13 protein-coding genes are annotated in these 16,510 nt (G+C 43.9%); 10 read left to right on the forward strand and 3 right to left on the reverse strand.

What is annotated here, in order from left to right; translation table 11 throughout:
- Positions 1-22 precede the first annotated feature (22 nt).
- From prpB to FLM53_RS00725, 3 genes are all read right to left on the reverse strand, one after another.
- Positions 23-919 carry a methylisocitrate lyase gene (prpB, locus tag FLM53_RS00715; protein WP_176681112.1) on the reverse strand — a complete coding sequence of 299 codons (897 nt, stop codon included), beginning with the start codon at positions 917-919 and terminating at the stop codon, positions 23-25.
- A 37-nt stretch (positions 920-956) separates the two neighbouring features.
- Positions 957-1,676, reverse strand: coding sequence for a GntR family transcriptional regulator (locus tag FLM53_RS00720; protein ID WP_176681949.1), 720 nt, complete (start codon positions 1,674-1,676; stop codon positions 957-959).
- 411 nt (positions 1,677-2,087) lie between these two features.
- The gene (locus FLM53_RS00725) at positions 2,088-5,261 is read right to left on the reverse strand and encodes an HD domain-containing phosphohydrolase (RefSeq protein WP_176681111.1); all 3,174 of its coding nucleotides are present in this window, start codon (positions 5,259-5,261) and stop codon (positions 2,088-2,090) included.
- Positions 5,262-5,695: 434 nt separating this feature from the next.
- Here FLM53_RS00725 and FLM53_RS00730 point away from each other — a divergent pair, with 434 nt between their 5' ends.
- The 10 genes from FLM53_RS00730 (at position 5,696) to tssF (ending at position 16,450) form a co-directional block, all read left to right on the forward strand.
- On the forward strand, positions 5,696-7,678 hold the full coding sequence (locus tag FLM53_RS00730; protein ID WP_176681948.1) for a type VI secretion system Vgr family protein: 1,983 nt from the start codon (positions 5,696-5,698) through the stop codon (positions 7,676-7,678).
- A 68-nt stretch (positions 7,679-7,746) separates the two neighbouring features.
- Complete coding sequence (locus FLM53_RS00735) at positions 7,747-8,307, forward strand: hypothetical protein (RefSeq protein WP_176681110.1); 561 nt, start codon at positions 7,747-7,749, stop codon at positions 8,305-8,307.
- A 24-nt stretch (positions 8,308-8,331) separates the two neighbouring features.
- A complete protein-coding gene (locus FLM53_RS00740) occupies positions 8,332-8,631 on the forward strand; it encodes a PAAR domain-containing protein (RefSeq protein WP_017110734.1) in 300 nt (99 codons plus the stop codon).
- Positions 8,632-8,850: 219 nt separating this feature from the next.
- The gene (locus tag FLM53_RS00745) at positions 8,851-10,296 is read left to right on the forward strand and encodes an ImpA family type VI secretion system protein (RefSeq protein WP_176681109.1); all 1,446 of its coding nucleotides are present in this window, start codon (positions 8,851-8,853) and stop codon (positions 10,294-10,296) included.
- 32 nt (positions 10,297-10,328) lie between these two features.
- Positions 10,329-10,850: a type VI secretion system tube protein Hcp gene (locus FLM53_RS00750; RefSeq protein WP_086713379.1), complete on the forward strand. Its 522-nt coding sequence runs from the start codon at positions 10,329-10,331 to the stop codon at positions 10,848-10,850.
- A 19-nt stretch (positions 10,851-10,869) separates the two neighbouring features.
- Positions 10,870-11,373, forward strand: coding sequence for a type VI secretion system contractile sheath small subunit (gene tssB / locus FLM53_RS00755; RefSeq protein ID WP_009846607.1), 504 nt, complete (start codon positions 10,870-10,872; stop codon positions 11,371-11,373).
- Positions 11,373-12,851, forward strand: coding sequence for a type VI secretion system contractile sheath large subunit (gene tssC, locus FLM53_RS00760; protein ID WP_017110738.1), 1,479 nt, complete (start codon positions 11,373-11,375; stop codon positions 12,849-12,851). The genes tssB and tssC overlap by 1 nt, the downstream gene beginning before the upstream one ends.
- 38 nt (positions 12,852-12,889) lie before the next feature.
- Positions 12,890-14,284, forward strand: coding sequence for a type VI secretion system contractile sheath domain-containing protein (locus FLM53_RS00765; protein WP_176681108.1), 1,395 nt, complete (start codon positions 12,890-12,892; stop codon positions 14,282-14,284).
- A complete protein-coding gene (tssE, locus tag FLM53_RS00770; protein WP_176681107.1) occupies positions 14,284-14,706 on the forward strand; it encodes a type VI secretion system baseplate subunit TssE in 423 nt (140 codons plus the stop codon). The genes FLM53_RS00765 and tssE overlap by 1 nt, the downstream gene beginning before the upstream one ends.
- Positions 14,699-16,450 (forward strand): type VI secretion system baseplate subunit TssF, encoded by a 1,752-nt coding sequence (gene tssF, locus FLM53_RS00775; RefSeq protein ID WP_176681106.1) that lies wholly within the window; start codon positions 14,699-14,701, stop codon positions 16,448-16,450. Before tssE ends, tssF begins: the two co-directional genes overlap by 8 nt.
- Positions 16,451-16,510: the final 60 nt, after the last annotated feature.

Consider the following 16,510-nt stretch of genomic DNA (forward strand, 5'->3'; position numbering starts at 1 on the left):
GTTTTAATATTTGAAACTGGTTCTATTCTTCACTCGAAAACAACTGATCCAGCTTGTTCTCGTAGTCGTGGTAATTCAGGTGTTCATAGAGCTCTTTACGAGTTTGCATTGAATCCAACAGTGCTTCCTGATTACCTTCAACTAGCAAGTGCTTATAAACGTTCTCTGCCGCTTTGTTCATTGCGCGGAATGCACTAAGTGGATAAAGCACCATGTCGACATGAGATTGCGCCAGCTCTTTGCAGTTGTAGAGTGGTGTTTGTCCAAACTCGGTGATGTTAGCCAAGATAGGCACATGCTTACCTGTTGCTGATTTCAACGCCGCCGAGAACTTCACGTATTGGTCGAGTTGATTCATCGCCTCTGGGAAAATCATGTCCGCACCCGCTTCAACACACGCAATCGCGCGTTCAATCGCACTATCTATGCCTTCTACGGCCAGAGCATCGGTACGAGCCATAATCACAAAGCTCTCATCGATTCTTGCATCGGTTGCCGCTTTTACTCGATCGACCATTTCCTGTTGACTAACAATCGCTTTGTTTGGTCGATGACCACAGCGTTTCTGTGCAACTTGATCTTCCATATGAATTGCAGCAGCGCCCGCTTTTTCCATCGCTCGAATGGTTCGTGCAATATTGAAAGCACCACCAAATCCCGTATCGATATCCACCAACAAAGGTAAATCACACGCGTTGGTAATACGCTCCACATCCACCAACACATCGTTCAATGTGGTGATACCTAAATCAGGTAAACCATAAGACGCATTGGCGATACCTCCACCAGACAAGTAGATAGCTTGGTGACCCAAGTTCTTTGCCATCATCGCGCAGTACGGATTCACCGTACCGACGATCTGCAGTGGATCGTTGTCTTGCACAGCTTGTCGGAACTTTGCTCCCGCTGATAACTTCATAATGACGCTCCCTGTTAATTGTTTATTTATAAACCTATTAATCCATATCTTTGGATTGAATTTGTTGTTCGATAAGCAGTCGACTACCGGAGATATGTCGTCGCATCAGCATCTCTGCTAGCTCTTCATCACGGTTTCGGATTGCTTGTAAGATATATTTATGTTCATCAAGCGCCTCTTTTGGTCGAGACTGGGCTCTAGGCGATTGGTAGCGATACATGCGTAATAAGTGATAAAGCTCATCACACAGTAGAGAAATGAGCTTGCTATTGCGGCTGGCTTTAATGATTCGATAATGGAAATCAAAATCGCCGTGTTGGTGGAAATAGGAAGAACCCTCTACTTCGTCGATATGCTGAGAGTGTGTCGACAATAGTGCTTCTAGCCCGATAAGCTCTTCTTGTGTGATGTGTCTTGCTGCGAGTCGCGCAGCCATACCTTCTAATGCTTCTCGCACCGCGTAAAGCTCAAGTAGCTTGTCAGCAGAAAAGGTAATCACTCGCGCTCCGACATGAGGAATGCGCTCAATAAGCCCTAGCCCTTCAACCCGCATTATCGCTTCACGCAAAGGACCACGACTGACCTCAAAGCGCTTAGCCAACTCAGGCTCCGAGATCTTACTGCCCGGAGGTAATTCACCATTAACAATCGCCTCAACGAGGTATTCCGTTAAGTTTTCTGACTTGGTGTTTTCTTTATCGCTCACACGAGTTTTCGTATTTGTACTTAAGGTGAGATCTTTTATCGCAGTATTCATATTCACGCTGCTCACTTCTGATTGCTGAACGTTAATTGTCAACAATTCCATAACATGAATACAAAATACACGATTAAATTGTCGACAATCAAGTCAATTGTCGACAATTTAGACTAAGGTAGTATTTTCCTTAGCCAGTTTGAATATGGCAAAATCAAGCATAAAATCAAAGTAAGTCATTGTTATTTAACCACTTCAATAAACCAACACCCCACTAAACCTTTACTTACCTTAAAGCTGGTCAAAATAATGTGTCGACAACTAACCAAGTTAAGTCACCAAACACCGCTTTACCTATATCTGTCAGTGAGTTCAACGATAAACGGACACAAAAAAGGCGCACTCATGTGCGCCTTTGATTCATCCGATTTGAAAACGGGACCGTGCTCGCTTTAACGAAACATCCGTTGGTTAAGCAATCTGGCGAGTGACTTCGAGGTATTTATTGATATCTACAAAGTCGATTTGTTCTGGTTTCAAATACTCTTCTGCATAACGAACATGCGTCCCGCTGGTTAAGAACAGCCTGAACAGCTCGATATCGATATGTTCGTCCAACGCCATCTTGTGCATGATGTCGATAGCCACACTGATTGGCTTCGCTTTCTTGTACGGTCTATCGGCAGCGGTTAACGCCTCAAAAATATCGGATATCACCAGAATACGCTCTGGAATAGAAAGTTCTTCAGCAGTCAGCTTCCTTGGATAACCGGTACCTTTGAGCGTTTCATGGTGGGTCGAGGCATAACGAGGTACACGACTTAACTCTTTAGGGAATGGTAAGTTCTCCAGCATCTTAATGGTGCCAAGCATATGCTCATTTATCTTGAATCGATCTTCTTCGGTCAAGGTGCCGCGAGCGATACTCAAGTTATAAACCTCACCTAAGTTATATAAGTGCTCAGGAACGTCCATTTTGATCTTGTGTTTTGGGTCAAACTCTAACGGTCGGTCTCTTTTCACTATGTGCTCTGGCTTATCACTCAAAAGTGGTTCTGTCGCAGGTAAGGTAGAACTTGGCGTCCTATTCAACGCTTCAATTGGTGATAGGCCAAGTTGATCATCAAAATTTCGCGTCCAGGTCGTTTCAGCGATAGAACGAATACGTGCGACTTTTTCACCGCTCATGAACTCACCACCAACGTTTGAATTAGCGATGAACGCAAAGTCATCTTGTAGCTGCTGCTTGGTCGCTGCTAGTTCATCGACGATTTGTTGCGCTGGTAATGTGCCTTCCAGTTGTTTTCTCAAAGCGGCGATCTCTGCATCACGCCAAAGCACCTCAAATCGTGTTCTGACTTCGTGAATTCGGTTGTAGTTGGCTTCTAGCTTCGAACCTTTATCAACGATGTGCTCAGGCGTGGTGATCTTGCCACAATCATGAAGCCAAGCTGCAATTCTAAATTCACGACGCTCATCGTCGTTCTCAAATTTAAAGTCTTTGAAATGGTCAGATTGTGATTTTTCCGCCGCCTCTGCCAGCATCAAGCCAAGTTCCGGAACACGATTACAGTGCCCTGCTGTATAGGCAGACTTATCATCGATCGCTTGAGCAATAAGCTTAATAAACGACTCAACAAACGCCTCTTGAGTTTGCTCATGTTGCTTAATCTCAGCAGACATATCTTTAACGGCGACAGACAACTCCCATACTTCTTTAATACGAGTATCAAGCACATTCACACTGTCGTAATCACGTTGTTTTATCTTATTTGTTTCAGCTTTGAGTTGACGTATCGGCCGAACAATCGGCGCACCAAAGATCCAAGCCACGGGCAATGTGAGGCTCATAAGCAGCACAGTCACGCCAATCGAAGTCGCCACACGCTTGTTTACCGCGCTGTAAATTTCCGCCTCAGGTATCGCCACAGCAAAGTATTCTGAATAATGCTCACCCGTCTCAATCTTTTTCAGATAAAGGTGTTTAGTCTCTCCATTGAGCACCATCTCGACCATTTCGCCTTCAGTCGTCGCTGTCGCGGTTTTCTCGTAGAGTTCAGTGTAAGGAATGGTGGTTCCAGTATTTAATGCCTGATGATTAAACCACTTTTGCGCTAGCGCTTCTTTCTGTGCAACAGTCAGTGCGCCAATCGCCTGGTTGATGATCGGCAAAAGCTGCTGATGCTTATTCTGCAACACAATATGGAACTGATTTGGATAGTTTGCTTTTAGGTCAGATAACGCGTCATTCACCTTCAAGTTGGCATGGAAGAACTTATCCAGAGAAAAAGCGAGCACTGACTTGGCATCCAGTACCGCAAAGTATTCACCATTGTCTACGGCATCAAGTGCAGCCTCAATATTAGGAACTTCAACAAGATCAATGCTTGGAAAATCCTGTATTAACTGAGGTGTAATAGACCATCCAGATAGAATCGCGACCTTTTTACCACTCAGCTCGCCATAGCTTGATACGGTTTGAACATCACTGCGAGTCACCACCGAAAACGGTAAATCGTAAATCGCATCGGTATATAATCCTTTTACACCATTACTCTCATAGTTCTGGATGGAATGAAGACCATCGATGCTTCCTTCATGAAACTTGTCTGTCAGTTCTTTCCAAGAAAATCCGTTTACAAATTCAAACTGTATTCCACTTGTCTCCCCGACCATCTTTAGAAGATCAATCGCGTAGCCATTAGGTTGTCCCGAAACAGAGAAATCCATTGGCCCCCAATCCGTTTGATTCGAAAACAACAAAGGCGGCGTAGCTTCGATTATGGCTTGCTGCTTAGGCGACCAATTGATTTGATCGGATTGTGGAAATTCATGTGTCGTATCGACGTCGCGGTTTGAAGCAATAATGTTTCCTGATTTGGAATACAAGAAAGACTCGACCTGGCTTTCTTCATCCAAGTCCAATGCACTGGCAGATAACTTGCTCGCTAACGAAGAGAGGACGATATCAATGCCTATCACGTGTTGTGTGTCGCTTATAGCCTTTGATTCAAAGGCTAAAGAATAGGTTTGCCCGGTAATTTGGAGATGTTGAAAAAGATAAGGCTGCGTCTTTTCAACAGTCTCTGTATTCGCTGTTACGTACCAAGGCCTTGTCGTGGGAAAGTAATTACTCGGTTCTGTTTTTGAATCTCGAAGATTAAATTCAAGGTCATAGTATTTGGTCGTTCGGATACGGCCCGCTTCTCTATCACTTATCTCTATTACAACCCACCGGTCTGTACTATCAGCACCGATTTTATCGCGAACGAAAGGAGAAGATTCTAGATTGATAATTTGGAAGAAGCGTTCGTTAGATGAGCCAATGTAGATACTGTAAAACAGAGGGTTGTCTTTTATTGCTTCAGAAAGGATCCCACGCGACTCTTCACGAGAGATTTGATGGCTGATAGAACGATGCACAGAGGAGAGCAATCGTGCAGTGTTTATCGCATCAGAATCGATGTTACCGATATAGTCACTGAGATCTTGAGATACCATCGTCAGTTTCGACAAGGTGTGCTCAGTCGCCATTTTTTTGCTGAAATAGTATTGAAGTGAAACCGCAACGATCGCCGTCAGTACCGTCGCAAGCAAAAACATCCCTCCAACGGTCACCCGTAATGAGATTTTTGTGTTTTTCATTATTCTGTCCTTGAATAACCACTAGCGAAGAAATGTAACATGCTAGCAATATTTCTATTATTACTACGGCATACTGTCTCTAGCAACACATTATTCTATATATTATTTAAGTTATCCCTATATCTCCCTTCTACGTCGCAATAACCTTATATAGATGCAGCGTAGTCTCGTGGGCTCGGAGATGTGTATAAGAGACAGGCAATAACCTTATATTTTAATGATATTTAACAATATAAATTGACCGCTAATTTCCTTAATTAAATTAATGGTATTTGTTTTCATAAAATGGAAACACCTCACGCCTTTGTTATGAGGCTTATTATATTATTTACTTTATGCTATAAATTTAGATATAAAATTTTAACATCAAGTCAGTTCATTAGTATCGACATAATCGTATGTCTGAACATCTTCGAGCATTATCAGGCGAGCCTATGACGGATAATTTCTCCCCTTCTGCCAGCACGATTGTGGCAAAAGATTCTAAAAGCAACGAGCATGCAGTCAGCGATTTTGCTATTTCTGAGTACTTATCGAAGCCTTTTAAAATCGAACTCACTCTTATCTCTAAGAACTTTGTTATTGACGACCAACTAGGTCAAAAACTCTCTATTACCCGCTTTGTTAACGACACCGACAATTTGACCGCGACACGAGTATTCAACGGTATAGTCACACAAGTTCAATTACTGGGTATGGACAGCAATCTGCAATACTCTAGTTACCGCGTCACTCTAAGACCCTGGTTTTGGTTATTGAAACACACACACTCGTTTCGTGTTTATCAAAGCCAGTCGACCAAAGACATTGTTTCAGACGTACTAACTCAAGCTGGTTTCAGTGGTTCATATAAAGCAGGAACCATGCCTTCATCGAAACGCGAATATTGCGTTCAATACAATGAAAGCGACTTTGACTTTGTAACACGCTTGCTTGCTGAAGAAGGCGTGCATTACTTTTTCCAACACAGCGATTCAGACCATCTGATGATGCTTCAAGATGCACAGAGCCCTTTCCAAAAATCAGATGCCAGCAAATTCGACATGATTGAAGTCCCCTCCGGCAGTAATCCATTGATCGATAAATGGATGCCCCAAGGTCAGTTTCATGGCGCCAGTATCGAGCTAACCAGTTATGACTACTCACAGACCAAATTAGTGAGCAGTAAAGAGAAGAAATCCAGCCATACGATTGCTAACAATACCAAGTTAACCAAACAGTTTTACCCGAACCTTGGTATCACAGGTGGGATGGAAGATCTTGCCAGCAATCTAGTTAAGCGACGTATCGAGCAACTCGAACAAAACTATCAAACCGTCGACGCAGAAGCACAGCACGACTCATTCGAATTGGGCACGTGGTTTTCATTAGCCTCCCATTTAGACAAAGCTCAACTGGGCGACTACCTCGTCACTGAACTTCATATTCGATACAGCGCTGAGAACCATTGTGACACTCGCCTAACCCTTCTTGATACCTCCATCCCTAATTATCCAACACCGCGAGACAAAGCCAGAATACACGGTCTACAAAGCGCAATTGTCGCAGGCAGTACTGCAAGTGAAATCAATCAAGATGACCAAGGTCGAGTTCGTATTCAGTTCCATTGGGATACCGAAGCATCCGGAGACAAGACGAGTTGCTATGTGCGAGTCGCTCAGATGATGGCAGGCAGTGGCTATGGTGCTCAATTCATTCCGAGAGTGGGACAAGAAGTACTGGTTAGCTTTATTGATGGCGACCCAGACCAACCGATTATCACAGGCAGTGTCTATAACAGTAAAAACGCGCCCCCTTACAAAGAAGCCAACTCAACTAAAACAGGGATCAGCACTAAGCTAAGTGGATTAGCGAATGAGCTCTATTTCGACGATAAGAAAGACAATGAGCTTATGTATATGCACGCGACGAAAGACTTCACTAAAGAAGTAGAAAACAACCTGACTGAAACGATCAAAGGTGAACTGCTTCAGAAGACGACTAAGCAAGTAACGGTTTCCACAGAAGATAACTACACACTTACCTCAGACAAAGCGATCAGTGAGAAAGGCAAATCCATCTCGTTAGAAGCCGACGACAAAATAGAGCTAACGGTAGGTTCCAGTAAGATCACCATGTCTTCATCTTCCATCAGTATTGAAGCCAGCAACATTGATATTAAAGCGAGTAGCGCTCTCAATCTCGAAGGGATGAACGTGACAAGCAAAGCAACATCGGCCAACAAAATCTCAGGTGTCACAACAGCTCTCGAAGCAACAAGTTCCAACAGTATCAAAGGGCTCAGCGTCGCTATCAAAGCAGATACTACTCTCTCAGCGGAAGGCTCATTGAGTGCCGAGTTTAAATCTGGACTAAAAGGTACGTTTGATGGCGGTGTGATGGGCGAACTCAAAGGCGCGATCGTGAAGGTGAATTAATACGTTCAAGTAAATTCACTCATCAAGCTCATGAGCCACCACGAACAAAATTTAGGTAGAACGAAAAGATGTATAAAAAGATTCCATATCAAACGGGCAGGCAACTGCTCGACAGGTTTTCAAGCTCAGACGAAGCCCAAGCTCTGATAGATGAAGAACTCAACGTCGCTGATTCTATAGAAGCTTTGCTGAAAGACGAACTCTATTTCGACTTGGTTCAGTTTCTTGCTCACGGGTTACCTGTTCGCGAAGCCATTTGGTGGGGCGCACATACGCTCGATGCAAGAAATGATGTGTGGTCTACAATGCAAAAGCAGTGTATTTCAACGGCCAAGGCTTGGGTGAAGTCTCCTTCAGAGGAACAGAGACGAAAGAGCGAACTCTTTTCCAACAAGCTCAAACTGAATTGCGGCCCGTCTTGGTTAGCTCAAGCCGTATTCTGGAATGGTTCTGGCAGCATTGTAGCGCCAGATTTACCCAACGTTCTGCCCGATCCTTTCTTATACTCTAAGGCGGTAGCAGGCGCGATTAACCACTCCGCGGCACTGCCTTACTGGGATAAAACCAACGAGTATTATAAGAAATCCATTGGAATTGCACTTGAGCTTGCCAAAGGCAGCAAAGCATAAAGATATAGATGACAGGAGTGACTAATGACGTTAGCTGCACGATTAACTGACATGCACGTTTGCCCAATGCAGACACCTGCAGTCCCACCGATCCCCCACGTTGGCGGCCCGATTAGTGGTCCCGGCGTTCCAACGGTACTTATTGGTAATATGCCAGCAGCAACCCTTGGTGACATGTGCGTATGTGTCGGACCTCCAGACAGCATCATTAAGGGCAGTGCTACCGTACTCATAATGAGTAAACCCGCCGCGCGTATGGGGGATACAACGAGTCATGGCGGCACGATTGTTCTTGGTATGCCAACCGTGATGATTGGGGGTTAAATACCTTACATTTCATAGGGTTTCAAAAAACCGTGACATCGGTCCACTTTCTTAGATGAAGTTCAAAGTTTTAAGTAAATATCTATTTTGCATGAGACTTTTCAAGAAAAAGCTCTAGAATTAATAAATGTTAACAAGTGTTTACGAAACATAAGGAATATGTATCAAAAGTGACACTTTGTGCGATCAGGATAACAAATAGATTTTTACAGGATGTATATGACAGAAATCGACCACTTACTTGTTCCTATCTCAGATGATGCGCCGTCGGGCACTTATTTGAAGTTAGATCGAAGTGCCTATCGCAGTTTGAGAAATGTTTATAACAGTGCTCAATCTTCATTTAGACAGTTAGTTGAAACGCCTGACGCTTCGTCTGATCCCGCAATTGTAGATGCCAATACAGACAATTGGGCTGAGCTAAGAAAAGTTTCAGAAGAAACCCTGACTTCCCAATCTAAAGACTTAGAGATATTGGGTTGGTACATCACTAGCCAACTCTTTACTTCGCAACCATTTCATAACCTTGCCAGTGCTGTCCCAGCGTTAAACCTTTTCATCGACCAATTTTGGGACACGTTGAACCCAATGCCACCAGAAGCAAAACTCAAAGCTTCTGACGATGCAGGTAAAGCAAAGGAAATTACTGAGTTTAGAACTAAACCCCTACTTCAATTGGTTGGTGAGTCTGTTGACTCAAGCTCTGTCTACATTCCTTTTCAAATGATTGATTTTTGTGCGGGTGTCACTTTTGGTGACTACCTCACTGCAGAGCGCAAAGGCAATATCGCAGAATTAAAAGAATCAGCTTTAGGTGCATTTGACCAGAGCGTTTCAGAAACACTTTTTCAATTGGCTAGCATTTACAGCGAATTGGAGTTCGTAGAAAAAAACTTAGCGGCAAAATGCCAAACCGTTGGTGCAACCGTAATCAGTTTTAATTTCATCAAAACTAATGTACGTGATCTTATCAAGGCGATACATTTCTTAGTGGGTGAAAAGTTCACTCCTTGGCCTTTAGATGATGAGTTCCATGTTATTCAGCACACTGCAGACGCCTCAGTACAAAGCGATTCAACACCTGCGGCATCAGAGCAAGCGAATATTGCTTCCAGTAACGCTAATCCTGCGACGCCAACCAACCAAGATCTAGGGCAAGAACCCCTAGCAAACCCAGCGCAATCTCATGCGCCAAGTATTCAGCCGACTTCGAGTCAAGTTCAAACGGTTGTACAGAATGTATCGAGCATTAACGGCATTGTGAATCGCGACCATGCATTTCAAGAGATTCGAAAAATCGCCGAATACTTTAAAGAAACAGAACCTCACAGCCCTATCGCCTTCTTACTTGAGCGTTCAATTCGTTGGGGTTACATGAGCTTCCCAGAGCTGCTGCAAGAAATGATTGGCAATGAACAGAATGTGATTGCTCAAATTAATCAAATGACGGGAATGGACAACCTAGACAAGATGGACTTGTCTGGAAAGTCGGTTCCTGTAATGACTTCCGCTCCGGAGATAACGCCGGTAGCGAAACCGACTATTGAAGAGCCCGCGACAGCAACGTCAGTTCCCGATAGTTCAAATAGCACGACAGATACAAACCAAACATCTGAATCTACTTCCGACTCATCATCGAGCAGCCTGCAAGATTTTGAGTGGTAAAGCACATTAATGCGTCAAGCAAGGAGAAAGTAATGGCTTCTATTTTTATGAGAATTGATGGTACGACACCAAAAGGTGCGGCAACTGTAGAAAAAATCGGAGGCAAAGATGGTTTCTTTGCTCTTGATAGTATTTCTTGGAGCGCTGTTCGTGGTGTTGGTATCGATGTAGGTAATGCAAACAATGCGGACCAAGGCATGGTTGCTCTTGGTGAAGTCAACATGACTCGTGGCTGTGATGGTGCAACACCGCATCTAACCACATTCTTATATGCGCCGGGCCCTGAAGGTCGCACTGTTGAAATCGTTATGACAAAACCAAACCGTGAAGGTTCTGGTGCTGATCCATACCTGATTCTAACGCTAAAAATGGCTCGTATGTCTAGCTACAACATGTCTGGTACGGATGGTTCACTGCCAAGCGAATCTTTCAGCCTAACTTACACAGAAATTTCGAAGGCTTACTACATTGAAGCAGACGGCGGTAAGATCGAGAAAGGCCCTGAGGTTGGCTTCGATGCTACTACAGCTAAAGTTACTTCAACTGCTAAGTAATTAAACAAGGAGAGTTACCGTGGCACTAAATTCCCAACATAAACGCGTAAGTAAGAACCGCGTAAGTATTACCTATGACGTTGAGACTAATGGCGCTGTAGAAACCAAAGAGCTCCCTTTTGTTGTTGGGGTTATTGGTGACTACTCAGGCCATAAGCAAGACAAAGAAGAAGTGGAAGATCGTACCTTCTATAACGTTGATAAAGACAACTTCGACACTGTAATGAAGCGCGTTGGCCCTGAACTATCCCTAAAAGTAGATAACGTACTTGCAGGCGATGACAGTCAATTTGAAGCAAGCCTTAAGTTTGACTCAATGAAAGACTTCGAACCTGAAGCGATCATCGAGCAAGTTGAACCACTCAAGAAGCTAGTCGAAACCCGTAATCAACTGAAGGTACTTCTTTCTAAAGCCGATCGTTCTCGCGACCTAGAGAAGCTACTTAAAGAAGTTCTACAAAGTGCAGATACGATTAATGCTCTTTCTGATGAGCTTGGTATTAAAGAAGAAGGAGCTGAGTAATGAGTACTGAAACTGAGAATCAAGCGCAACCGGAGGCGGCGGAAGGCTCACTGAGCTTCCTAGACCGTGCGATTGAAGCAACCACTCAAACTCCCGCAGACACCACGAAAGAGCTGTTTTCTGTACTTACAGAGCAAGCACTTTCTGGCACGGTGACGTGGGATAAGAACGTTACAAAAACCATTGAAAACGCAATCTCTGAGATTGATAAGAAACTGTCTCAACAGCTATCTGAAGTCATGCAACAGAAAGACCTACAAAAGCTGGAAGGCTCTTGGCGTGGTCTGCAAAAACTGGTTAAAGAGAGCGAGCTTGGCCGAGATCTGAAGATCAAAATGGTCGATTACACGCAAGAAGAACTGCTAGACCAATTTGAAGATGCGCCTGCGATTGACCGTAGCCCGCTGTTCAATGCCGTTTACCAAGGCGAATTCGGTACTGCTGGTGGTGAACCCTACGGTACATTCATTGGTGACTACGAGTTTAGCGCTAAAGATGAAGATGTTGCCCTACTTCGCTACATGGGTGAAGTTGCTGCAGCGTGTCACGCACCATTCATTGCCGCTGCAAACGCTGAGATGTTTGAGTTTAACGACTTCCAAACCTTCTCTGAAGGCAAACCGGTAGCCGCTGGTTTTGACTCTCCTGCATACGCAGCATGGAACTCTTTCCGTGAGAGTGATGACGCACGTTACGTAACACTAACTCTGCCTCGTACTCTGGCTCGTCTACCTTATGGTGACAAAGGCCTAAGCACGGATGTCTTTGCTTATGAAGAGCTAGGCACTGATATGGATGGCAACCCTAAGCCGACAAGCAATGATCAGTTAGTTTGGTCAAATGCAGCGTATGATCTGGGTCTTAAAATGACTCAAGCTTATACCGCTTCTGGCTGGTGTACTTCTATCCGTGGTCTTGATAACGGTGGTAAGGTCGAGAATCTTCCAAACCTAACGTACAAGTCTGAAGCTGGCGATCTACTTCAGCAATGTCCAACAGAAGTTAACCTAACAGATGAGCGTGAAAAAGAGCTTTCTGACCTTGGCTTCCTTCCTTTGGTTCACTACAAAAGCTCTAACTACGCTGTATTCATCGGCGGTCAAACTACACAGAAACCTAAAACCTTCACTGACCCAGATGCAACGGCGAACGCTGCAATCTCTGCCCGCCTGCCTTACATCATGGCGAGTAGCCGTATCGCCCACTACTTGAAAGTAATGGGTCGAGACAAATTAGGCTCGAACCTTGAAGCTCCGGACATCAAACGCGAGCTACAACTTTGGATCGACCAATACACCAACGCTGGTGCAATTGGTAATGAGCAACGTGCAAAAACCCCACTTTGTGAATCTCGCATCGAGGTGGTTGAGCAACCTGGTAAGCCAGGCGCATACTCAGCTGTCGCTCATTTAAGACCTTGGTTACAACTTGAAGAACTGACGACTTCAGTTCGAATGGTTGCGAAGATTCCAGGCTAATAGGGATTTGGCCGGAGCAATCCGGCCAAAAATTTTGTATGAAGTTAAATACAGAATGGCAAAACAAATTCAATCAATTAGATGACACAGATAATACCTTTATGAAAGAGGCTTTATCTCTGTTATCTGAGTTAGACAAACACTCCTTAAGCTCTAAATCCTCACTAATTTCATTGATATCAACACTTATATCAACAATCGATACTGAACTCAGTTTGCAGCTTGATGAAATCTTGCATGAACCTGAATTTCAAAAGCTAGAGCGCAACTGGTTAAGCCTTCAACAACTCGTATCCCTACCCGTCAGCTATCAAAGAGCTCATGTAAAGTTACTCGATATGAATTGGGCGGAGATATCCAGTGACGTCAACCAAGCTTATTCGACCAAATCCAGTGACTTGTATAACAAGATTGGTAATAACGAACTCAATACCTTAGGTGGTCACCCGTTTGGTTGCATCACCTTTAGCCACCCTATCTCGATGGACATTGATTTTGACGCCGATTACGACGATCTATTTACCGTAGAACTGTTAGGGAAATTAGGCGAAGTAACACTCTGCCCTATGCTCTTTTCCCCAGTTTCGACCTTCTTTGGTGAAAGTGGCGCTGATTGGCTATCAGACATTGAACGTATCAATAAAATACTTTCCGGCCCCGATTTTAAAGCGTGGCAGGATTTACGCAGCAAACCGAGCTCTCGCTTTATCGGCATGGCACTTCCTCAAGTGCGCCTTCGTGATGCATACAAAAACCGACGAGCGGGCTTTATTTATAACGAACAAGGTAAAGGAGCTTGGGGTTTAGCCAACATGGTACTGGCCACCACTATCATGCGCGAGTTTCACCGCGTTAACTGGTTTGGTTTTTTGAAATCCCGTTGGAACGATAAGCTTCAAGGCGCCGTCATCAACCTCCCTGCGAATCACTATTTCGATAGTCATCTGCAAAAGCCAGTAACGGACATTAGCTTGTTCGGACAACTGTCGAATTTCTACGCGCAGAGCGGCTTTATCCCATTAGCGAAAAGCCCTTTAACCGACAAGTTCTACTTTAATGGCAATAACTCGATTTGGCAGTGTGGGCAAAGCGACAATGACAAGGTACTTACTCAGATTCAAACCACACTTATGTCTTGCCGAATTGCTCACTACTTAAAAGTTCAGGTCAGAGAGATGATCGGCAGCTTCAATAATGCCACTGAATGTGAGTTGTTTTTGACACACTGGATTGAAAAATTCTCAAGCAACGTGTCATTTGCCAATGAAGAAACCTTATCTAAATACCCATTAAGCTTCGCTAAAGTGAGTGTCACAGAGTCTAGCGCTCAAGCTGGCAGCTTTGCTTGCACTCTACGCATCGTTCCTCAATACCAGTTTGATTACTTCAGTGGCGAAGTAGTTCTAACTACCGATCTAAACGAGGTGGCGTAATGAGCTTTTGGACAACCTTTATCAGCGATTCAAAGCCTTATCAGGATGCTGAGATTGAAGACATCAAGTTCCATCTCACTAAGCTGTTAGAAGCCGAGGCGTCACTGACAGATATCGATAACAGATTGATCGAAGTAAATCGTTCTAACTTGAAATTTGGTATCGAAGATATTCAGTTATTGAGTGCAACCTTAGAAAAAACACAGCTTACTTTACGCATAGAAAACTGGATCAAAAGCTTTGAACCTCGATTACATGATATTTCTGTTGAACTCGGGGAGCGTAAAGAAGGCGACAACTCGCTTTCGTTCAACATCATTGCCAAGGTAAAAACCAGCCATGGCGAACAAGACCTGATCTTCGATTCAAAAATCGCATTGAGCGACTTAACGACCTCTTTAGAAGAAGATAACTATGACTGAACCTATTATGCGTTACTTCGAGCAAGAACTGGCTTTTGTGCGCCGTTCATTGGGGCAGTTTGGTCAAGAATATCCAACGCACGCTGAAAAACTCAATATTCATCAGGGTAAGATTGAAGACCCAAGTATGGCTCGTCTATTAGATGGCGTAGCACTTTTGAATGCGAAAGTAGAAAAGAAACTCTCTGAGCAACTACCTGAGGTGATTGAAGGCATTTTAAGCGTCCTCTACCCTTCTTACATTCAAACCGTTCCAAGCGTTGCCTATTTGGAGTTGCTTGCGGAAGATGGTCCGATTGAATCGAGCACGTTACCAAAAGGTTCACTGTTTTCGAGCACTAACACCAAAAACGAATGCCTATTTAGAACCGTTGATGAACTCAAAATAGCCCCGTTTAATTTAGGTAACATCAAGGCTTTAAGCGCTCCGTTTAGCTTTAACAGACCGAAATCGGCTAATCAAAGCTCTGCCGTTGTTCAAATCTCTTTGAGTACAGGCGATCCTGAAGTTCATTTCAGCCATTTGGAGTTGAACGATCTCGACTTCTTCGTCAAAGGCTTTGAGAACAATGCAGATTCGTTAGTCGAACTCCTTCTCAACAATACCTTATCGATTTCAATTTCAGACAGTGAGTGCGCTCGACACGTCACTGTCGATAGCCACCAGCTTAAGAATCGAATCAGTGACCTAGAGTTCAAATTTCTGCCAGAACACGGAAATCAATTTACGGGCTACCAACTGATCAACGAGTTCTTCTTTTTCAAAGAGAAACGACAGTTCTTCAGACTTAAGAACTTTGCCGAATACGCGAGCCAATTTGACGAGTCTGAAATCGTAATCAATTTGTTCATGTCCTCATTACCGTCTGAGTTTATCCGCCTGTTCAACAAAGATGTTTTCAAACTGAACGTGATGCCCGCAATTAACTTGTTCGAACAAACAGGCGAACCGATCCCTTACGATCACCGAACCCTTTCAGTTCCGGTCAATGCAGACGCACACAGCGACAACAATATCGAAATCATTGAAATTCAGAATGTTTATGAGATTACGCCCAATGGCGAGATACCTTTAGTCCCGCTTTTTAAAGAGAAATATTCTCACAATCAACAATACGACTACTGGCAAAGTAAACATAATCACTTCGGTGAAATGAGCATCGCAATCTCGTTATCGGAAACGCCCAATACTGAATTTAGTAAACTGCTCGGCACCAACTTACTGTGCACGAATGGTAAGCAGGCGTGTGGCGTAAGCGGTACGTTAGAATGCCTAGAAAGCATCGACTTACCTGGTGAGTTTTCACCTATTTACCCACCTTCAGCGCCCATCACCAAGGAAGTTGACCAAAACATCCATTGGGAATTTATTAGTTTGTTGAACACCAACTTTTCGTCTTTGGTGCAATCGAGCAACCCAGTCGCGGACCTCAAACACATGTTGAGTTTGTGCAGCCGAGAACAGGTATCAAGTGCTGAAATTCAGATGATTCACTCGATCACATTTAACTCCCAAGTATCGGCTATTCGTGTGTTGGGAAAAAACGTGTTCTCTCCCGGTACTGAGATTGAATTGACGCTTGATGCCACATCACCCTACTTGGCATTTGCCGATGTGTTGAACCGCTTCTTCCAACAATTTTGTAGTTTTGACCGATACATCCAGCTAAAGATCCGTATTTACGGACGAGATGGTATCGTCAAAAAGTACCCGAAAATTCACGGTAGTCAATTGTGTCTATAACGCAACGAATATCGGCAACACCGTCAGCTATAGATAGCCAAAGCGATGGTCATAGGGAGA

The sequence above is a fragment of the Vibrio sp. Scap24 genome (assembly GCF_013394185.1).
Taxonomy (GTDB): Bacteria; Pseudomonadota; Gammaproteobacteria; order Enterobacterales; family Vibrionaceae; genus Vibrio; species Vibrio pomeroyi.